The following is an 18,153-nucleotide window of genomic DNA, read 5'->3' on the forward strand; positions in this document are numbered from 1 at the left end:
TCTGTGTGCCGCTCCCCGGGATCCCCTGGTCAGCCGTCGAACGCCGGGCGCGCGACGTCGCGACCGGTCCGGTGGCGACGTCCGGTCCCGTCGACGGGCTGGTGCTGCACGGGCTGGTCACCGACTCCCGCGCGGTGACGCCGGGCTGCCTGTTCGCCTGCGTGCGCGGCGGGCGCAGCGACGGCCACCGCTTCGCGGCGGGTGCGGTGGCCGCCGGCGCCGCGGCCCTGCTGGTCGACCGGCCGGTCGACGTCGACGTCCCGCAGCTGCTGGTGCCCTCGGTGCGCGCCCAGCTCGGCCCGCTCGGCGCGCTGCTGGCCGGCGACCCGGCCGAGCGGCTGCGGCTGGTCGGGGTCACCGGCAGCAACGGCAAGACGACGACGAGCACGCTGGTGCGCGGGGTGCTGCAGGCGGCGGGGGAGTGCGCGGGGGTGGTCACCACGCTGGGCGCCCGGGTCGGTGACCAGCAACGCGGCACCCGGCTCACCACGCCCGAGGCCCCCGAGCTGCACGGCCTGCTGGCCTGGATGCTCGACGCCGGCGCCACCAGCGCGGTGCTCGAGGCCTCCTCCATCGCCCTGGACGTGGGCCGGGTCGACGGCGTGCACGTGGCCGTCGCGGTGTTCACCGGCTTCGAGGAGGACCACCTCGACCACCACGGCACCCTCGAGCAGTACTGGGCCAGCAAGGCCCGCCTCTTCAGCCCCGAGCGCACCGACAGCGCGGTGGTCGTCGTCGACGAGCCGTGGGGACGGCGCCTCGCCGACCAGGCCCGCGTGCCGGTGACCCGGGTGTCGGCCACCGACGACCCGGACGCCGACGTGCGGGTGCTCAGCTGGAGCACCGGTGCCGGGGGCACCAGCCTGGTCGTCGAGGACGGCGACGGGCGGCACTGGCTGTCCTCGCCGCTGGTCGGGCGGGTGCACGTGGGCAACCTCGCGGCCGCCTGGGCCACCGGCCGGTCGCTGGGCATCCCGGCGCCGACCGTCGCGGCGGGCCTGGCCACCACCGCGCCGCCGGCCGGGCGCAACACGCTGCTGCGCGGGGACACCGGGCCCCTGGTCGTCGTCGACTACGCGCACACCCCGCGCGCGCTGGCCGCGGCGCTGCAGACCGCCCGCGAGCTGACCGGCGACGGTGGCCGGGTGCACCTGGTGCTCGGCGCACGCGGCCGTCGCGACCGCTACAAGCGCCAGGGGCTCGGCGTCTCCGCCCGCGCCGCGGACGTCGTGTGGCTGACCAACGAGGGCAGCCACGGCGAGCGGCCCGAGGCGATCGTGGAGGAGCTGCGGGTCGGGCTGCTCGGCGGCACCGCCGAGGTGCGCACCGTGCTGGACCGCCGGACGGCGATCACCGCCGCGGTGCAGGCCGGGAGCGACGCCGATGTGGTGCTCGTCGTGGGCCGCGGCCACGAGACGACGATGACCGACGACGGCCCCCCGGTGGCCTTCGACGACGCCGACGTCGCCCGCGAGGCGCTCGGGTCGCTGCCCGCCCGGGACCGCGAGCCCAACGTCGTCGCCGCGCTGGACGAGGAGGCCGTCGTCGAGCTCCTGGCCGACCGCGCCTCCTGACCCCGCCGCCGTCACCCCGGGGCCGCGGGGCAAGCTGGCCCGCGATGAGCACGGGGGAGTGGGCCGGGCACCGCACCGGGGAGCCCGGGTTCCGGCGTGCCGCGGTGGCGGTGTTCCTCGCCGGCGTGGCGGTGTTCTCCAGCCTGTACGCGCCGCAGGCGCTGCTCCCGGAGCTGACGCGCTCCTTCGGCGTCACCCCGGCCGCCTCGACGTTGGCCATCTCGGTGAGCACGGCCGCGCTGGCAGTCGGGCTGCTGGTGCTCGGGCCGCTGTCCGACCGCCGCGGCCGCACCGGCATCCTGCACGCCAGCCTGGCCGCCAACGCCGTGCTCGGGGTGCTGATCGCCGTAGCCCCGGCCTGGCCGGTGCTGCTGGTGCTGCGCGGACTGCAGGGCTTCGCGCTGGCCGGGCTGCCGGCGGTGGCAGTGGCCTACCTGCGCGAGGAGCTGCACCCCGGCGTCAGCTCGCGGGCGATCGGGCTCTACGTCAGCGGGACGGCCATCGGCGGGCTGTCGGGCCGGCTGATCACCGGGTTCCTCACCGAGCTCGGCGGCTGGCGGACGGCGCTGAGCGGGACCGCGGTGGTCGCGGTGGCCTGCGCGGTCGCCGTGCGGCTGCTGCTGCCCGGTTCCCGGCGCTTCGTCCGGGTGGTCGGAGAGGGCCGGCTGCTGCGCCAGCTGGCCCGGGCGTTCACCGACCCGGCGCTGCTGGCGCTGTACGGCACCGCCGCGCTGCTGATGGGCGGGTTCGTGGCGGTCTACAACGCCGTGACCTTCCGGCTCGAGGCCGCGCCCTATCTGCTCACCCCCGCGCTGGCCGGGCTGGTCTTCCTCGCCTACCTGCTCGGGTCGGCCAGCTCACCGACCGCCGGGGCGCTCGCCGACCGGTACGGCCGCCGGGTGGTGGTGCCCGGTGCCGTCGTGGTGATGGGCGGCGGGGTCGGGCTCACCGTCGCCTCGCCGCTGTGGTGCGTGGTCCTCGGGCTCTGCGTGCTCACCGTGGGCTTCTTCGCCGCGCACGGGGTGGCCAGCGGGTGGGTGGCGGTCCGGGCCCAGCTGGGCGGGCGGGCCGTGGGGCAGGCCGCGTCGCTCTACTCGTTCTGGTACTACGTCGGCTCCTCGGTGGCCGGCACGCTCGCCGGCCGGGCCTGGCAGGGCGCCGGCTGGAGCGGCGTCGTCCTGCTCGCCGGCGGGTGCACCGCCGGGGCGTTCGTGCTCACCGTGCTGCTCGGTCGCACCCGCGCACTGACCCCCTGACGCGACGGGGCGGCGTCCCGGGGGTGCCGGGACGCCGCCCCGTCGGGCGGGCCGAGGGGTCAGGCCTCGGTCGCGTCGTGCTCGTAGGCGCCGGCGGGGTCCGCGTCGTCGGAGCCGACGGCCTGGCGCTCGAGCTCGGTGCGGTGCTCGAGGACCTCGTCGGAGACGTGCGGGTCCTTGGCGTGCTGGGTGCGGTCCGCGGGGGCCGGCTCGGTCGGGTCGATCACGTCGTCGAGCGTGGGCTCGTCGTGCGGGCTGGTCATCTCTGCCTCCGCTCTCGCTGTCCGGGCTGCTCCCGGACGGCGTCCTCCCCTCCGTATCCCGGGACGGGGTGCGGGCAAACCGGGACGCCGGGGTCAGAGCCGCAGCGCGACCCGGACCAGGTCGGCGACGGCGCGGGACCGGCTGTGCGGTGGCCAGGCGATGACCGTGGTGACCTGCGGCGCGTCGACGACCGGCACGGCGACCAGGTCGTCGCGCAGCTGCGATCGGAAGGAGTCGGGCGCGAGCATCAGCGTGCGGCCCAGCGAGATGAGCTGGAGCAGCTGGGCGTGGCTCTGCACCTCCGGCCCCGCCCCGGGCGGGACGGTGCCGTCCGGGCCGGGCCAGCGGGGCAGTGGCAGCTCCGGGACGTCGGCCAGGTCGCCGAGCCGCAGGTCGGTGCGCACGGTGAGCGGGTGACCGGCCGGCAGGACCGCGACCTGGCCCTCGGTGTGCAGCTCCTCGACGTCCAGGCCCGCCGTGTCGTCGAAGGGGTGGTGCAGCACGGCCACGTCGGCGCGGCCCGTGCGCAGCAACCCGACCTGCTCGCCGGGCCCGCACAGCAGCACCTCGACCTGCACCGCCCCGGGCTCGGCCGAGTACGCGTGCAGCAGCTTGGCCAGCAGCTCGCTGGAGGCCCCGGCCTTGGTGGCCAGCACGATGCCGGCCCGGCCCTCGGCCACCCGGCGGACGCGCTGCTCGGCGGCCTCCACGGCGTCCAGCGCAGTCCGCCCCTCGTGCAACAGCACCGCGCCGGCCTCCGTGAGGCTCACCGACCGGTGGGTGCGCTCCAGCAGGACGACGCCCAGCCGGCGCTCGAGCTGGCTGATGGCGCGGGACAACGGCGGCTGGGCCATGCCCAGGCGCTGCGCCGCCCGGCCGAAGTGCAGCTCCTCGGCGACGGCGACGAAGTACCGCAGCTCGCGGGTCTCCACAGGTCCAGCCTAGTGCAGCGATACCCCTACGGTATCGGAGGCGACCGAGACGGTGTTGGACGGCCACCGGACCCGGCTTGCAGGCTGAGGACATGACGGACACGAGGACCGCCCTGGTCACCGGGGCGAACAAGGGCATCGGCTATGAGATCGCCGCGGGGCTGGGGGCTCTCGGCTACAGCGTCGGGGTCGGGGCGCGGGACGACGCCCGGCGCCAGGCCGCGGTGGACCGGCTGCGCGACGCCGGGGTCGACGCGTTCGGCGTCCCGCTGGACGTGACCGACGACGCCAGCGTCACCGCCGCCGCCGCGCTGGTCGAGGGGCGAGCCGGGCACCTCGACGCCCTGGTCAACAACGCCGGCATCACCGGTGGCCACCCGCAGCAGCCGAGCACCGTCGACCCGGAGGTCATCCAAACCGTGGTGGAGACCAACGTGATCGGCGTCGTGCGGGTCACCAACGCCATGCTGCCGCTGCTGCGCCGCTCGGCGTCGCCGCGGATCGTGAACATGTCCAGCAGCGTGGGCTCGCTGACCCGGCAGGCCGGGCCCGGCAGCGAGACGACCACCGGCCCGGTCGCGGTCGCCTATGCACCGTCGAAGACGTTCCTCAACGCGGTGACCCTGCAGTACGTCCAGGAGCTGGCCGGCACGGGCGTCCTGGTCAACATGGCGTGTCCCGGCTTCGTGGCCACCGACCTCAACGGCTTCCGCGGCGTGCGCACCCCCGCCCAGGGCGCGGCGACCGCCGTCCGGCTGGCCACCCTGCCCGACGGCGGCCCGACCGGTGGCTTCTTCGAGGACGCCGGCACCGTGCCCTGGTGACCCCGCCGGGCGGTGGCGCGGGACCCGCTAGGCGCTGCCGCCGTAGGCCCGCGGCACCAGGTCGACCTGCGCGGCGCCGGTGCGGACGAGGTCCAGGACCGCCTCGGCCACCCGCTCCGGCGGGTCGAACGTGGCCCCCGCGGTCATCTCCTCGGCCGCCTCCCGCCCGGCCCGGATCGAGGTCATGAACTCGGTGGAGGTGGCGAAGGGCAGCAGGCAGGACACGGTGATGCCCTCGGGCGCCAGTTCCTCGCGGGCGACGGCGGAGAGCTTCTCCAGCGCGCTCTTGGACGCGGCGTACGGGCCGGTCCCGGGGGCGGCGGCCAGCGTCGTCCCGGAGCTGATGTTGACGATGCTGCCCCCGCCGCCGGCGCGCATCAGCGGCACCGCCGCCTGCATGACCACGAGCGGGCCCAGGACGTTGAGCTCCAGGACCGCCCGGACGTCGTCGAGGTCGACGTCGGTCACGGTGCCCTGCAGCCCCTGGCCGGCGTTGTTGACCACGACGTCGACCCGGCCGAAGGTGGCCACCGCCGTCCCCAGTGCGGCGGCGACCTGGTCGGGCTCGGTCACGTCGCAGCGGACGGCGAGCACCTCGGCCCCTGTGCCGCTCAGCTCCGCCGCCAGCGCCGCGAGCCGGTCCTCGCGCCGGGCGGCCAGCACGACCCGCGCTCCTGCGGCGGCCGCGGCCCGTGCGGTGGCCGCCCCGATGCCGGACGAGGCACCCGTGACCACCATGACTGCTCCATCGATCTGCACTGCTGCCTCCGTGTTCGGCCGACTGATGGCGCGACGCCAACGGAGACCGACCGTATCGGAGACGGTGAGTCCGTATGTCGGTCGGGGTCCGGTACCGTCCTCCCGTGACCAGGGCACCGCAGCAGGACGTTGACAGCGGTGGTGGAGCGCCGGACGCCGATGTGGTCAGCGGCCGGCAGCGGGGAGCCGGAGGACGCCGGCGCGACGCCTCGCTCGACGCGGTCATCCTGGGCGCGGCCTACGACGTGCTGGCGGAGACCGGCTACGAGGACATGACCATCAGCGCGGTGGCCGCCCGGGCGGGAGCCGGCAAGGCCACGCTGTACCGCCGGTGGCCGACCAAGGAGTCCCTCGTCCTGGCGGTCGTCGCCGACGTCGGCCGCAGTCCTGGGCGGGACGACCTGCCCGACACCGGCGACCTGCGTGCGGACCTGCTCGCCCTCATCGACTCCGCCTGGCTGGGTGGGCCGGTCAGCCGGCTGCGGGGCATGCGGGGGTTGACCTCGGCCGCGCTGCACTCACCCCGGTTGGCCGATGCCCTCCGGCAGCAGGTCGTCCAGCCGTACACCGACGCCTACCGGGCACTGCTGGAACGGGCTGCCCAGCGCGGTGAGATCTCGCCCGGACCCGGCCTCGAGGTGCTGGCCGAGGTCGTCCCCGCGCTGGCCACGCACTGGCTGATGTTCACCGACCCACCTCCGAGCCGGGCGTCCTTCGAGGCGGCCGTCGACCAGGTGCTGCTGCCGGCCTGCGCCCGCCGGGCCTGACCCCGGACCCGTCCGGCGTGTGAGGGTCTCCTTGGCGACGCGGGTGGCGCCGTCGGAGGAGGAGGACACGTGTTCGCGGTGGTCTACCGGTGGCGGCTCCGGCCGGGGCGCGAGCAGCAGTTCCAGGACGGCTGGGAGCGGGTGACCCGGGCGATCCACGCCGGATGTAGTAGCTACGGGTCCCGGCTGCACCGGGCGGCCGACGGCACGTGGGTCGCCTACGCACGCTGGCCCGACGCGGCGACGCGGGAGCGCTGCGCGTTCGACGAGCCCGAGGGTGAGCGGTTGATGGCGGAGTCGGTGGCCGAGCGGTTCCCCGAGCTGACGCTGGAGCTGGTCAGCGACCTGCTGGCCGAGCCCGCCGACTCGTGACCGCCGCGGGTGAGGTGCTCGGCGCCCTCGTGTCCGGCTCGCCGCTGACAGGTCGTCCTCCTGGCCCGCGCCGGATCTGGGCGGGAGTGCGGCGGCGGCCGGGTCGCAGCGGGTGCACCGGGTCCTGGGGGACGGCGGCGCTGCCCGCAGCCGACTGCGGGCAGACCACCGGCGTCTCCATCTACGACGCGTGGCGCCGGCGCGCGCCGCCCGGGACGTCGACATGGTCACCCCGTGGCAGGAGTCGCGCCCGGATCCGTGGGCTCCCGCGCCGCCGTCCGCCGCTCGGTGATCTCCGCCTGGCGCCGACGGGCCGAGGCGAGGACGGCCCGGGTGCCGGCTTCGGTGCGGTGCCGTCGGGCGTGGGCGTCCCCGGCCAGCTGTCTGGCGGCGATGATGCTGGCCGGCTCGTGGGTGCTCATGCGACGCGGAGGTTGGCGGGGTCGATGGCCTGGCGTGTGCGGCCGCCCAGCAGCCGCACGATCGCGGCGTTGGCCAGCAGGAGCAGACCGAGCGCGACAGGGCCGACGACGAGCAGCGGCCACGGGTCGGTGCTCGATGCCGGGTCCCCGGCGGCCCCGAGGGCGCCGTAGCCGAGGCCACCGACCAGCAGCCCGGTGGCCAGGGGTGCGATCGTCGCTGCCCGCAGCCGCCGCCGCTGCAGTGCCTGCAGCACGGACAGGTCGGCGCCGATGGCGGCCATGGCGGCCAGCCGCCGGCGGTTGGTGAGCAGGTCGTCGACGGCAGCCAGGGTGATGGTCGCCAGCCCGGCCAGTGCCGCCAGCCCGGCGGCGACGCAGGCCAGCACGACCCCGGGGAGGTGGTCGGCGGTGCGGACACTGGTGGCCTGGCGGAGGGTGTGCCCCAGGATGTCGGCCGCGACCCCGGTGGTCAGTCCTGCGCCCAGCAGGACGACGGCGGCCCGTCCCGCCGGTCCGGCGAGGGCACGCAGCCCGCCGGCGGCGAGGATCGCGGTGGTGCTGTCGCGCCGGGCCATCCTGGCGGCCTTGCTCCGGGCCCAGGGGCTCCCGCCGGCCAGCGCGGTCAGCAGCAGCACCGTCACCGCGGCCGACATGAGGGCGACCTGGAGCTGGCGGTCGCTGATCTGGTCCAGCTGCGGGAGGGCGATCATCGCGCCCAGGGCGATGACGGCCAGTACCAGCCACACCCAGCGGCTGAGTGGGCGACGGGGCTCGCCGGTGCCCGAGCGGGCGCCGGCCAGAGCGGCCAGTGCTGCGGCCGCGGGCACCAGGCACGCCCACGCCGCGAGGTCAGCCGCTGCCAGGTCGGGGAGCAGTCGGCTCCGGGCCGGCTGGGCAGGGCCGAGCAGGAACCAGAGCAGCAGGTACGCCGGGCCGGCGAGCAGCCCGCCCACCGCGCCTGCGACGGCGGTCTCGACCGCCCCCAGCCGCCGCAGGTCACCGGGCGTGGCGCCGGCCGTGACCAGCGCGGAGTTGCGGCGGTCCCGGCGGGCGCTGCCGGAGGAGACGGCCTGCCAGGCGAGGACCAGGGCGGTACCGGCGACCAAGAGGACCGCGGTGGCCACGCCGATCCGGGTCTCGGCGCTGGTCACGATGTTGGAGTACCGGGGATCGAAGCTCAGGGTGATGGTCGGGTCGGCGCTGTCGCGGGGCGGGAGCGCGGTCGCCGGCACCCGGAACAGCGCCAGGGTGACCAGGACCAGCCCGCCGGCGGCCGCAGTGCCGCCGGCGACGAGCGCGGCTCGGGTGCGGGAGGCCCGCACGCCGGGCGCTGCGAGCAGGAGGACGGTGGCCGGGCTCATGACAGCGCCACCTGGTGGGCGATGACGCCGCGGCGCAGCCGGATCTCGCGGTCGGCGCGGGCGGCGACGGCGTTGTCGTGGCTGACCAGGACGACCGAGCCGCCGGCCTGCACCGTGGTGTCGACCAGCAGGTCCAGCAGTGCCCGGCCGCTGGTGGTGTCCAGGCTCGCGGTCGGCTCGTCCGCCAGCAGCAGTCGCGGGCCGGTCACCAGGGCGCGGGCCGCGGCGGCCAGCTGGGCCTGCCCACCGGAGAGGTCGGTGGGCGCCGTGTCCGGTTCGACGTCCAGCCCGACGCGGGCCAGCCAGCCGTCGGCGGCCGCCCGGGCGTCGGCCGGCCGGTGGCCCTCCAGCAGGAGGGGCAGTGCGACGTTGTCCCGCACCGACAGGTCGGGCACCAGCTGCCCGAACTGCAGGACCAGGCCGATCGACCGGCGCCGGAACCGGGCGCGGGCGGCGTCGTCGGCACCGGACAGCTCGGTGCCGGCGACCAGGACGCGTCCGGACTGAGCCCGCAGGACCCCGGCGGCGAGCAGGAGCAGGGTCGACTTCCCGCACCCGCTGGGTCCGGTGATCGCGACGACCTCGCCGGGTTCGACGGTCAGCGACACGTCGCTGAGGGCCTGCGTCCTGCCGTAGGCGTGACTGACACCGGACAGCTGCACCGTGCTCATGCGGGCTTCCTCTCCTCGGGACGAACGGTCGGCTGGTCATCAGGGGACGGCAACAGCTCGGCGGCCAGCTCGAGCCACCGCAGGTCGGCGTCCAGGTGGGCGATCAGGTGCTCCCGGACCAGCCGTTCGGCCGGGCCGGCGCCGGGCGGGGTGGACTGCAGGTCGCGGATCCGGCGCAGGTGCGCCGCGCGCTGGCGGGCCACGAACCCGGAGACGTCGATGCCGGTGTGCAGCGCCGACACGGTCTTGCGGACGATCTCCTCGGCGCCGGCCCCGGTCGGTGCGGCGGGCTCGGCCAGCCAGGCGCGCAGCCGCTCCGACCCCTCGGCGGTCAGCGCGTACACCGTCCGCTCGGGCCCCCCGTCCACCCGGGTCTCCACGACCTCGGCCAGCCCATCGCGCTGCAGCCGGGCCAACGTCGCGTACACCTGGCCGTAGGGGAGGGGGCGGGTGTCGGGGAACCAGGAGTCGTGCTCCTGCTTGATGTCGTAGCCGTGCCGCGGTGCACCCGCGAGCAGGGCCAGGTGGAGCTCGGTCAACGACATGCGCAGTGTCTACACCGGGTGTAGGCACTGAGTGAATAGTGGCGCGCCGATGTGCGGACATCTCGTCGTCGTGACGTGCTCGGGGTCGCTGCTCATCGATGTCCGTGTCGATCGCGTCGGCGATCTCATGTGGGACCTCAGAGGCCAGGGTGCTCAGGGGCTCGCTCGCACGGACTTCTCGCCGTTCGGCCGGAAGTCCCGCGGACACTGGGGACCAGCTCACCGACCGCGCCCGCGTCTTGGTGGTAGACGTCGATGCGGGCGATTCCGGCCGTCGACGAAGCGTTACAGCTCGACGTTGCCGCTGCTCGCCCGGTGTCCTGTGGTCCGCCGGGTGAAGTCGACGTCGAAAGCGACGATCACGCCGACTGAGACGTTCCACCACGGCCCAGGGCCGCTCGCCGAGCTACGCCACGAGGGTGCGTCGGACCGGGTGCTGGGTGCCGTTCGTGAGGGTCTCGTCCCAGGCGAGCCGGAGGCGACGGACTGCCTCGATCAGGGACGCAGGGGGAAGCGCGTAGGGCAGTCTCAGGTGGCGCTCCAGTCCGCCCTCGGGCGCGAACGACGGTCCCGAGGCCAGCAGGAGGCCGTGTCGCTCGGCGACGGAGGTCAGGGTGGAGGACACGGGTTCGGGGAGCTCGGCCCAGATCGCGAGCCCGCCGCGGGGCGGGGTCACGGTCCAGGACGGCAGCTCGGCCCGTAGCGCCGCCACGAGGGTGTCTCGGGACGCCCGCAGCTGGGCTCGTCGCCAGGTCATGATCTCGTCCTCCGCGGCGAGCAGCTGCAGCAGGACGAGCTGCTCGAGGACTGGGGCACCGAGGTCCAGCGAGAGCCGCGCCGCGATGACCGTGGCGGAGCGGGGGTCAGGGACGCGGAGCCACCCGATCCGCAGGCCACCCCAGAAGCTCTTGCTCGCGCTGCCGATGGTGATGCTGTCGGCCACGAAGCAGCCGAGGGGGGCCGGCATCGTCTGTTCCTCCAGTGGTACGTCGACCATCGACTCGTCGATGAGCGCCGCGGTCCGGGAGGCGCGCAGGGCAGCACCGAGCTCGGCCCGTTGCTCCGAGGGCATCAGAGCGCCGGTCGGGTGCTGGAAGTCCGGGATCAGATAGACCGCTCGCGGGGCGACCTGGCGCAGGGCGGCGGCCATCGAGGCGACGTCCCAGCCGTGCACGTCGACGTCCACGCCGGCGATCCGGCATCCCGCGTGCTGCAGGGTGGCGATCGCGTTCGGGTAGGTCGGGCTCTCCATGAGCACCCGGTCCCCCATGGCGGTCACCGCCCGTGCCGCGATGGCCAGGCCGCCGAGGGCGCCGGCCGTCACGATGATCTGCGACGGGGAGGTCGGCAACCCCCGGGCCGTGAAGCGGGCGGCCAGCGCCTCCCGCAGCGCCGGCAGTCCAGAGGGGAAGTAGCCGTTGCCACCCAGGTAGGACGACAGCTCGGCCACGGCCGCCTCGTAGGCCGCCGACATCCCGGCCGGCGCGACGGTGGCCGCGCACGTCAGGTCGAGGTCGTCACCGCCACCTTCAGCGGGCGTGAGCAGGTGGTCGCCGCGGTGACCCCGAGCAACCGGGAGCGCCGCCAGTGTTCCCGAGCCCTGCCGCGCGCTGGCATAGCCGGCCTCCCGGAGCAGCTGATAGGCCCGGGTCACCGTCGTCCGGCTGACTCCGAGGGCGGCCGTGAGGTCACGCTCGCTCGGCAGCCGGGTGCCGAGCGGGATCCGACCGTCGGCGATCAGCCGGCGCAAGCCGTCGGCCAGACCCTGGTAGGCGGGGGACGTGGGGAAGTCACCGAGCAGGGTGGCGGTTCGCGGCCCTGACAAGGTGCGGTTCATGCAGGCCACTGTTCCCGCATTGGCTCTCATCCACCAGGCCACTACAGGACAGACTTGGGCGCATGCCGACCACTTCGACGGTGCTGGCCGACCTCGGCCCAGGCGCCCAGCTGCGCGCCGGCCGACTGCCACGCCGGCTCAGCCAGCTGCTCGCCGGTCTCGTCCTCTACGGCGTCTCGATGGCCATGATGATCCGCGGCGCCCTGGGACTCGACCCGTGGGACGTCTTCCACTACGGCCTCACCGGTCACCTCCCGCTCAGTTTCGGGGCCGTCGTGACCATCGTCAGCTTGGTGGTCCTGCTCGCCTGGATCCCGCTGCGGCAGGCCCCCGGGGTCGGCACGATCGCCAATGTCCTGGTCATCGGCGTGACCTCCGACGTCATCCTCTCGGTGCTCACTCGCCCCTCCGAACTCTGGCTGCGCGCGCTGCTCCTCGTGCTCGGCATCGTGCTCAACGGGCTCGCCAGCGCCATGTACATCGGGGCGCAACTCGGTCCCGGCCCGCGCGACGGCCTGATGACAGGGATCTCCCGTCGTAGCGGACTGTCGATCCGGCTCGTCCGCACCGTGCAGGAACTCGCGGTGGTCGGCGTCGGGTTCGCTCTCGGTGGCACGGTCGGGCTCGGCACGCTTCTCTACGCGTTGTCCATCGGGCCCCTCGTCCAGCGCTTCCTCCCGCGCCTCGTCGTCCGCCTCGTGCCGCCCGCCCGGCTCTCTGACCCGGCTCTCCCCACCGGGTCCACGCCGGGTTCGACGTCGGGATAGACCGCTTCGCGACCCCTCGAGTCGTGGCGCAGGCAGCATGTTCGTCCCCTCGACGCCGACCGGCCCGCAGCCGGGCTGACCGATCCACCGCCGGGCGCACCGCCGATCTGGGCGCCGGGGTCAGCCCTGGCCGACAGCCTTCAGATCGGCCGAGTTCCACCCGGCGCGCCGCGCCTCCGCGTGACCCTGGGGGTCGGCGACCTCCGCCTCGGCCAGCACCCGCCGGGCGTCGGTCAGGGAAGCTCTGCGAACCGGCTTGGTCCCGAGCGAGCCGACGTGGACATCGAGGGGCTGGCGTGCACGTCCGACGGCCTCGGCCGGACCGAGGGACCGAGTGGCAGCAGGGGGCGCCGGGCGGTCAGCCCTGCTTCAGCTGGTCGGCGGGCAGCCACGCCTCGACCAGCACCGGGCCGTGCACGCCGGGGACGGCGTAGGCGACCCGACCGTGCCAGCCGTCCTCCTGCTGGCGCCACTCGACCAGCAGGCCCGGCCAGGTGCCGGGGGCGTCGGGCGGGTCGTGCACCCAGCAGTGCCGCCCGGAGCCGTCCCCGGCGGGGCGGCGGGGAGCCGGCCGGGGCTCGGGCTCGGACGGCGGCGCGGGGACCCCGGAGCGCGCGGCGCGGTCGGCCAGCGAGATGCCGTGCTGCCCACGGTTCATCCCTCCGGCCACCGGGTGATGCTCTCATGCCGATCGAACACGTGTTCGACGGACGGGCTCAGCTCCCGGGGCGCGGCACGGGCAGCGCGACGGGCCCGCTGAGCCGCCACTCCCGCGGGGTGGTCCCGTACGCCTGCCGGAACCGGCGGCTGAAGTAGGACGCGTCGGTGAACCCCCAGCGCCGCGCCACCGCCGCGATCGACCGGCCACGGCTGCCGGGGTCGGCCAGCTCGGCGCGGGCGCCCTCCAGTCGCTGGTCAATCACCCACTGCTCCAGGCTGAACCCGGCCGTGGCACACAGCCGGTAGAGCTGGCGCACCGAGACGGCCAGGGCTGCGGCGACCCCTTCGGCGTCGAGGTCGGGCTCGGTGAGGTGCTGGCGCACGTAGCTGCGCACCTGGCTCAGCACCGTCTCCGCGTTCGCGTCCGCCGTCGTCGGGCCCGCGCCGACGGCAGAGGCGAGCAGCGCCCGGGTGAGGTCGACCGTCGCCGAGGCCAGCGAGTGCACCATCGGCTCGGTCGCCAGCCGTTCGGCGTCCCGGGTCACCTGCTCGAGGTGGGCGCTGACCAGCCCGTACAGCGGGCTCCGGCGGACCTGCGGGAGTGCCTGCCGGACGACGTCGACCGACAGCCCGAGCCGGGCGACGGGCACCTGCAGCGACCGGCACACCCCGTGGTCGGCCCAGCGGTAGGTCCACGGCGAGGAGACGTCGGTCAGCGTGAGGCCGCCGACCGGCACGACCCGGCGGCCCTCGAGGTGGTCCTGCAGCACCCGGCCCACCTCGTGGACGGCGAAGGACAGCAGCGGCTCGGTGTCCTCCCTGGCCTGCCGGGCGGACCGGGTGAGCTCGAGCCCACCGGTGTGCTCGGCGCGTGTGACGGTCAGCCCGCCCAGGTCCCAGGCCTCCACGTGTGACCGCGACGGCGGACGGCGCCCCGGGAAGCGGACGCGGGAGCCGATCGCCTCCTCCAGCAGCGCGCCGATCGTGGACGGACGGCGCTCGGACGGTGCGAGGAGGTCGGTGTCGACCAGCGTGACCATGGGGAGCTCTCCGGACGGGTCCGCGGCGGCGCTGCCCTGACCCCGTCGATCGTGGTGGGTCGGTCCGTCCGGTGACAAGGCACCCCCTCCCGGTGCGCCCGATCGCGATGGGCAGGCAGGGTCCGGGTCCTGGCACGGAGAGCACACCCGGTGCCGGCCGGTGCGCCCTAGCGTCGGTGCGGTCCGGCCAGCCCGCGAGGCGGCGGGCCGGGCCATGTCCAGCGCGACCGAACGCGTCGCACCCGCCCCGAGCAACGGAGCAGCACCATGCCCTTCGTCACCACCACCGACGGCGTCGAGATCTTCTACAAGGACTGGGGCACCGGTCAGCCGATCGTCTTCAGCCACGGCTGGCCGCTGTCGAGCGACGACTGGGACGCCCAGCTGATGTTCTTCCTGGCCCACGGCTACCGGGTCGTCGCCCACGACCGCCGTGGCCACGGCCGCTCGACCCAGGTCGCCGACGGCCACGACATGGACCACTACGCCGACGACCTCGCCGCGGTCGTCGCGCACCTGGACCTGCACGACGCCGTGCACGTCGGCCACTCCACCGGTGGCGGCGAGGTGGCTCACCACATCGCCCGGCACGGTGAGGACCGCGTGTCCAAGGCGGTGCTGATCAGCGCGGTGCCGCCGATCATGGTGCAGACCGAGTCCAACCCCGGCGGGCTGCCCAAGAGCGTCTTCGACGGCATCCAGGAGCAGGTGGCCACCAACCGCTCGAACTTCTACCGCGACCTGCCCGCGACGGCGTTCTACGGCTTCAACCGGCCCGACCGGGAGCCGCAGGAGGCCGTGATCCAGAACTGGTGGCGCCAGGGGATGATGGGCGGCGCCAAGGCCCACTACGACGGCGTCGTGGCCTTCTCCCAGACCGACTTCACCGACGACCTGAAGAAGATCACGGTGCCGGTGCTGGTCATGCACGGTGACGACGACCAGGTCGTGCCCTACGCCGACTCCGGCCCGCTGTCGGCCGAGCTGGTGCAGAACGGGACGCTGAAGACCTACGCCGGCTTCCCGCACGGCATGCCGACCACCGAGGCCGCCACGATCAACGCGGACCTGCTGGCGTTTCTGCAGAGCTGACGTCCGCGGCCCCGCTGCCGCCGGTCGCCACGGCCGGCGGCAGCGGGGCCGTACCGGACCGCGGCACCGGGACGACGGCCCGCACGCCCGGGACGGCGGCCGGGGTGCGGCGCCGGGTCCGGGGCTGCACCGCCACCCAGGCCGCCGTCATCAGCAGGGCCCCGACGACCACGTCGAGCACCCAGTGGTTGGCGGTGGACACCACGACCAGCGCCGTCACCGGCGCGTAGGCGGCAGCCAGCGCCCGCTGCCGGCGCGTCCGGGCCAGCCGCCAGAACACCAGGCCGCACCACAGCGCCCACCCGACGTGCATCGAGGGCATCGCGGCGAACTGGTTGACCGCGCCGCCGGCGCCGCGCACCGCCGAGCCCTCCGCACCCCACCAGCCCACCGAGGACGTCGCGGCCAGCGTGTCGGTGTAGCCGCCGACCAGCCGGGGCGGTGCGGTCGGGAAGGTGACGTAGCCGATCAGCGCGACCGCCGTGGCCAGCACCAGCGCCGTCCGCAGCCGGCGGTACTCCGCCGGCCGGGAGCGGTAGAGCAGGACCAGCGCCAGCGGCGTCACCGTGTAGTGCAGCGCCGCGTACCAGTAGGACGCGGCCACCTCCAGCGGCGGCAGCGCGCCCAGGACCCGGTTCAGGGTCGACTCGACGTCCAGGTGCAGCCACCGCTCCACCGACAGGACGTCGCGGGCGTGGCCCTCGGCGACCGATCTGTCGTCGCTGGCCACCAGCCGGATGCGGGTGTAGGCGAACAGCATCGCCAGCACCAGGGCCGTCTCCCGCAGGGCCACCGGGCAGATGCCCCAGCGGTGCCGGTGCGCCGTCCCCGCCTGCCTGACGATCGCCACGTCGTCCCTCGCTCCGCCCCGAGACCGGCCGGGCAGCCGATCGACCCACGGGCGGCAACCGGTGAGTTGATCATCGGCTTCCGGGAGGTGAGTCAGGGAACAGCGCGGTCACCCGTCCGGGGGGAGCTCCGTCCGGACGGGTCGCGTGGGGGACTGGTCGCCGGGGCCGGGCATGCCCCGGCGACGCCCTCCGGTCGGCGCGGTCTCCCGCGCCGACCTCACTTCTTCCTGCTCTTCCCGCCGCTCTTGCCCTGCTTGGCGTCCTTGACCTTGTGCTTGCTCGTGACCGGCGCGGGCTGCAGCCCCTCGGCGAGCACCCCGGCCACCGCCTGGACACCGGCGTGCGCAGCCAGGTCCTCGGTGGCCACCGGCAGCGGCAGGCACCAGTTCGGCCGCTCGTTCGCCCCCGGCATGTTCGGCCGGCGCTCCTCGGCCAGGGCGTCGTCCAGCGTCGCCGACAGCAGCACCGACGGCGCGGTGGACAGGCGGCGGTGGGCCTCCAGCACCGCCTCGGTCGGGGTGGCGTCCTCGGCGAGCCCGGCGAGGTGCTCCAGCAGCGAGCTGCGCCCACGCTCCAGGTCGGCGTCGGTGCCCAGGGAGTGCTCGCGCTGCTCGGCGATGTCCGACCCGGTCCACAGCCCGGCCACGGTCGGCAAGTCGTGGGTGGTGATCGCGGCCATCGCCTCGGCCGGCCACTCGGTGGGGGCGTCGTCCTCGAACCACAGCAGGCGGTAGCTCAGGATGCCGTGCTCGGCCATGGCCTCCCGGACGCCGTCCTCGACGGTGCCGAGGTCCTCACCGACCACGATCGCCTTCGCGCGGTGGCTCTCCAGCGCGACGATGTCGAGCATGTCCTCGTACGGGTAGCGCACGTAGGCGCCGTCGGCGGCCGAGCCGTCCGAAGGCACCCACCACAGCCGGAACAGGCCCATCACGTGGTCGACCCGCAGCCCGCCGGCACCGGCCATGGTGGCCCGGATCGACTGGATGAAGGGCTCGTAGTCGGCGTCCTGCAGGCGCCAGGGCACCAGCGGCGGGGAGCCCCAGTCCTGACCGAGGGCGTTGAAGGCGTCCGGCGGGGCGCCGACGCTCACGCCCTGGGCGAGCACGCCCTGCCAGGCCCACGCGTCCGCGCCGCCACCGGCGACACCGATCGGGAGGTCCTGGATCACGGTGACGCCCTCGGCGGCCGCGCGCAGCTGCACGTCCAGCTGCCACTGCAGCCAGGCGTGGAAGGCGATCTCCTGCTCGTGGGCCTTCGCGAAGGTGGCGACGCCCTCGCCCTGCGGGTCCTGCAGGGCGGCGGGCCAGGTGTGCCAGTCGGGGCCGTGCTCGTCGGCGACCGCACACCAGGTGGCCCAGTCCATGAGCGGCTGGCCCTGGTCCCACCACCAGGTGCGGAAGGGTGCCTCGTCGAACCCGGCGTCGAAGACCCGCTGCAGCACCCGGCGCTTGAGCGCCCAGACGGCGTCGCGGTCGATCAGCTCGCCGTCGTTCAGCGCCCGCCCGGCGTCGGCCTCGACGTCGACGGCGTCCGAGCCCGGGACGTCGGCGATGCGCAGGTAGACGGGGTTGCGGAAGCGGCGGGTGGCCGGCAGGTAGGGGCTGGCCTCCTGCTCCGGCGTGGGGGCGACCGCGTGCAGCGGGTTGACCAGCACGAAGCCGGCACCCTGGGCCTGGGCGAACCCGCGCACGGTGCGCAGGTCGCCGAGGTCGCCGATGCCCCAGCTGCCCCGGCCGCGGGTCGCGTACAGCTGCACGGCCCAGCCCCAGGCGCGCCAGTCCTCGGGCAGCCAGCAGCGGCCGGGGGAGACGATCAACGAGCGGGTGCGGCCCTCGGGGGTGCGCAGCCGGTGGTAGCCCAGCGGGAAGTCCGCGGGCAGCACGCCGTCGACGTGCCGCGTCGTCCCGTCCTCGCACTCGACGTCCCCGGCCTCGACCTCCAGGGCGTCGCCGGGGCGGGCGACGATCGGCGCCCGGTCCAGCAGGTCGGCCGGCGGGGTGCCGATGACCTCCCGGAGGCGGTCGATCGTCGCGGGGGCGACGTGGTGCTCCTCGTCGAAGGCGTCGAGCCAACTGGCGTCGATGCCCCAGGCGTCGGTCGTGGGCTTCGGCTTCGGGTCGGTGCTCGTCACGCCCCGATCCTCGACGGTCCCGGCG

At 75.1% G+C, this 18,153-nt stretch carries 18 protein-coding genes; 7 read left to right on the forward strand and 11 right to left on the reverse strand.

What is annotated here, in order from left to right:
• The first annotated feature begins 5 nt into the window (after positions 1-5).
• On the forward strand, positions 6-1,574 hold the full coding sequence (locus KUM42_RS19595) for a Mur ligase family protein (protein WP_237494185.1): 1,569 nt from the start codon (positions 6-8) through the stop codon (positions 1,572-1,574).
• A gap of 44 nt (positions 1,575-1,618) precedes the next feature.
• Entirely contained in the window at positions 1,619-2,830 is a 1,212-nt protein-coding gene (locus tag KUM42_RS19600; RefSeq protein WP_237494186.1) for an MFS transporter, read from the forward strand.
• Between the two features lie 59 nt (positions 2,831-2,889).
• Here the strand turns inward: KUM42_RS19600 and KUM42_RS19605 are convergent, their stop codons facing one another.
• The gene (locus KUM42_RS19605; RefSeq protein WP_237494187.1) at positions 2,890-3,093 is read right to left on the reverse strand and encodes a hypothetical protein; all 204 of its coding nucleotides are present in this window, start codon (positions 3,091-3,093) and stop codon (positions 2,890-2,892) included.
• Between the two features lie 93 nt (positions 3,094-3,186).
• Positions 3,187-4,026, reverse strand: a complete 840-nt coding sequence (locus KUM42_RS19610) for a LysR family transcriptional regulator (protein WP_237494188.1) — start codon at positions 4,024-4,026, stop codon at positions 3,187-3,189.
• Positions 4,027-4,118: 92 nt separating this feature from the next.
• Between KUM42_RS19610 and KUM42_RS19615 the strand changes: the two genes are divergently transcribed.
• Positions 4,119-4,850, forward strand: a complete 732-nt coding sequence (locus tag KUM42_RS19615) for an SDR family oxidoreductase (RefSeq protein ID WP_237494189.1) — start codon at positions 4,119-4,121, stop codon at positions 4,848-4,850.
• A gap of 27 nt (positions 4,851-4,877) precedes the next feature.
• On the opposite strand, the gene KUM42_RS19620 is transcribed toward KUM42_RS19615, so the two are convergent.
• Positions 4,878-5,588, reverse strand: coding sequence for an SDR family oxidoreductase (locus KUM42_RS19620; protein ID WP_237494190.1), 711 nt, complete (start codon positions 5,586-5,588; stop codon positions 4,878-4,880).
• A gap of 125 nt (positions 5,589-5,713) precedes the next feature.
• Here KUM42_RS19620 and KUM42_RS19625 point away from each other — a divergent pair, with 125 nt between their 5' ends.
• Positions 5,714-6,376, forward strand: coding sequence for a TetR/AcrR family transcriptional regulator (locus KUM42_RS19625; protein ID WP_237494191.1), 663 nt, complete (start codon positions 5,714-5,716; stop codon positions 6,374-6,376).
• Positions 6,377-6,445: 69 nt separating this feature from the next.
• On the forward strand, positions 6,446-6,748 hold the full coding sequence (locus tag KUM42_RS19630; RefSeq protein WP_237494192.1) for an antibiotic biosynthesis monooxygenase: 303 nt from the start codon (positions 6,446-6,448) through the stop codon (positions 6,746-6,748).
• Positions 6,749-7,166: 418 nt separating this feature from the next.
• Here KUM42_RS19630 and KUM42_RS19635 read toward each other — a convergent pair whose 3' ends face one another.
• The 4 genes from KUM42_RS19635 to KUM42_RS19650 form a co-directional block, all read right to left on the reverse strand.
• Positions 7,167-8,531 (reverse strand): hypothetical protein, encoded by a 1,365-nt coding sequence (locus tag KUM42_RS19635; RefSeq protein WP_237494193.1) that lies wholly within the window; start codon positions 8,529-8,531, stop codon positions 7,167-7,169.
• Positions 8,528-9,202: an ABC transporter ATP-binding protein gene (locus KUM42_RS19640; protein ID WP_237494194.1), complete on the reverse strand. Its 675-nt coding sequence runs from the start codon at positions 9,200-9,202 to the stop codon at positions 8,528-8,530. The genes KUM42_RS19635 and KUM42_RS19640 overlap by 4 nt, the downstream gene beginning before the upstream one ends.
• Positions 9,199-9,747, reverse strand: a complete 549-nt coding sequence (locus tag KUM42_RS19645) for a PadR family transcriptional regulator (RefSeq protein WP_237494195.1) — start codon at positions 9,745-9,747, stop codon at positions 9,199-9,201. The genes KUM42_RS19640 and KUM42_RS19645 overlap by 4 nt, the downstream gene beginning before the upstream one ends.
• Positions 9,748-10,153: 406 nt before the next feature.
• Positions 10,154-11,584 (reverse strand): PLP-dependent aminotransferase family protein, encoded by a 1,431-nt coding sequence (locus KUM42_RS19650; protein WP_237494196.1) that lies wholly within the window; start codon positions 11,582-11,584, stop codon positions 10,154-10,156.
• 62 nt (positions 11,585-11,646) lie between these two features.
• On the opposite strand from KUM42_RS19650, the gene KUM42_RS19655 reads away from it, so the two are divergent.
• Positions 11,647-12,351, forward strand: coding sequence for a YitT family protein (locus KUM42_RS19655; RefSeq protein ID WP_237494197.1), 705 nt, complete (start codon positions 11,647-11,649; stop codon positions 12,349-12,351).
• 358 nt (positions 12,352-12,709) lie between these two features.
• On the opposite strand, the gene KUM42_RS19660 is transcribed toward KUM42_RS19655, so the two are convergent.
• Complete coding sequence (locus tag KUM42_RS19660) at positions 12,710-13,021, reverse strand: hypothetical protein (RefSeq protein ID WP_237494198.1); 312 nt, start codon at positions 13,019-13,021, stop codon at positions 12,710-12,712.
• Positions 13,022-13,067: 46 nt separating this feature from the next.
• A complete protein-coding gene (locus KUM42_RS19665; RefSeq protein WP_237494199.1) occupies positions 13,068-14,051 on the reverse strand; it encodes a helix-turn-helix domain-containing protein in 984 nt (327 codons plus the stop codon).
• 267 nt (positions 14,052-14,318) lie between these two features.
• On the opposite strand from KUM42_RS19665, the gene KUM42_RS19670 reads away from it, so the two are divergent.
• Positions 14,319-15,143, forward strand: a complete 825-nt coding sequence (locus KUM42_RS19670) for an alpha/beta fold hydrolase (RefSeq protein WP_237494200.1) — start codon at positions 14,319-14,321, stop codon at positions 15,141-15,143.
• On the opposite strand, the gene KUM42_RS19675 is transcribed toward KUM42_RS19670, so the two are convergent.
• A complete protein-coding gene (locus KUM42_RS19675; protein WP_237494201.1) occupies positions 15,109-15,993 on the reverse strand; it encodes a phosphatase PAP2 family protein in 885 nt (294 codons plus the stop codon). The two genes, KUM42_RS19670 and KUM42_RS19675, sit on opposite strands and share 35 nt — an antisense overlap.
• Before the next feature lie 218 nt (positions 15,994-16,211).
• Positions 16,212-18,128 carry a 4-alpha-glucanotransferase gene (gene malQ / locus KUM42_RS19680; protein WP_237494202.1) on the reverse strand — a complete coding sequence of 639 codons (1,917 nt, stop codon included), beginning with the start codon at positions 18,126-18,128 and terminating at the stop codon, positions 16,212-16,214.
• Between the last annotated feature and the right edge of the window lie 25 nt (positions 18,129-18,153).

Origin of the sequence: Modestobacter sp. L9-4, assembly GCF_019112525.1 — a bacterium.
Taxonomy (GTDB): domain Bacteria; phylum Actinomycetota; class Actinomycetes; order Mycobacteriales; family Geodermatophilaceae; genus Modestobacter.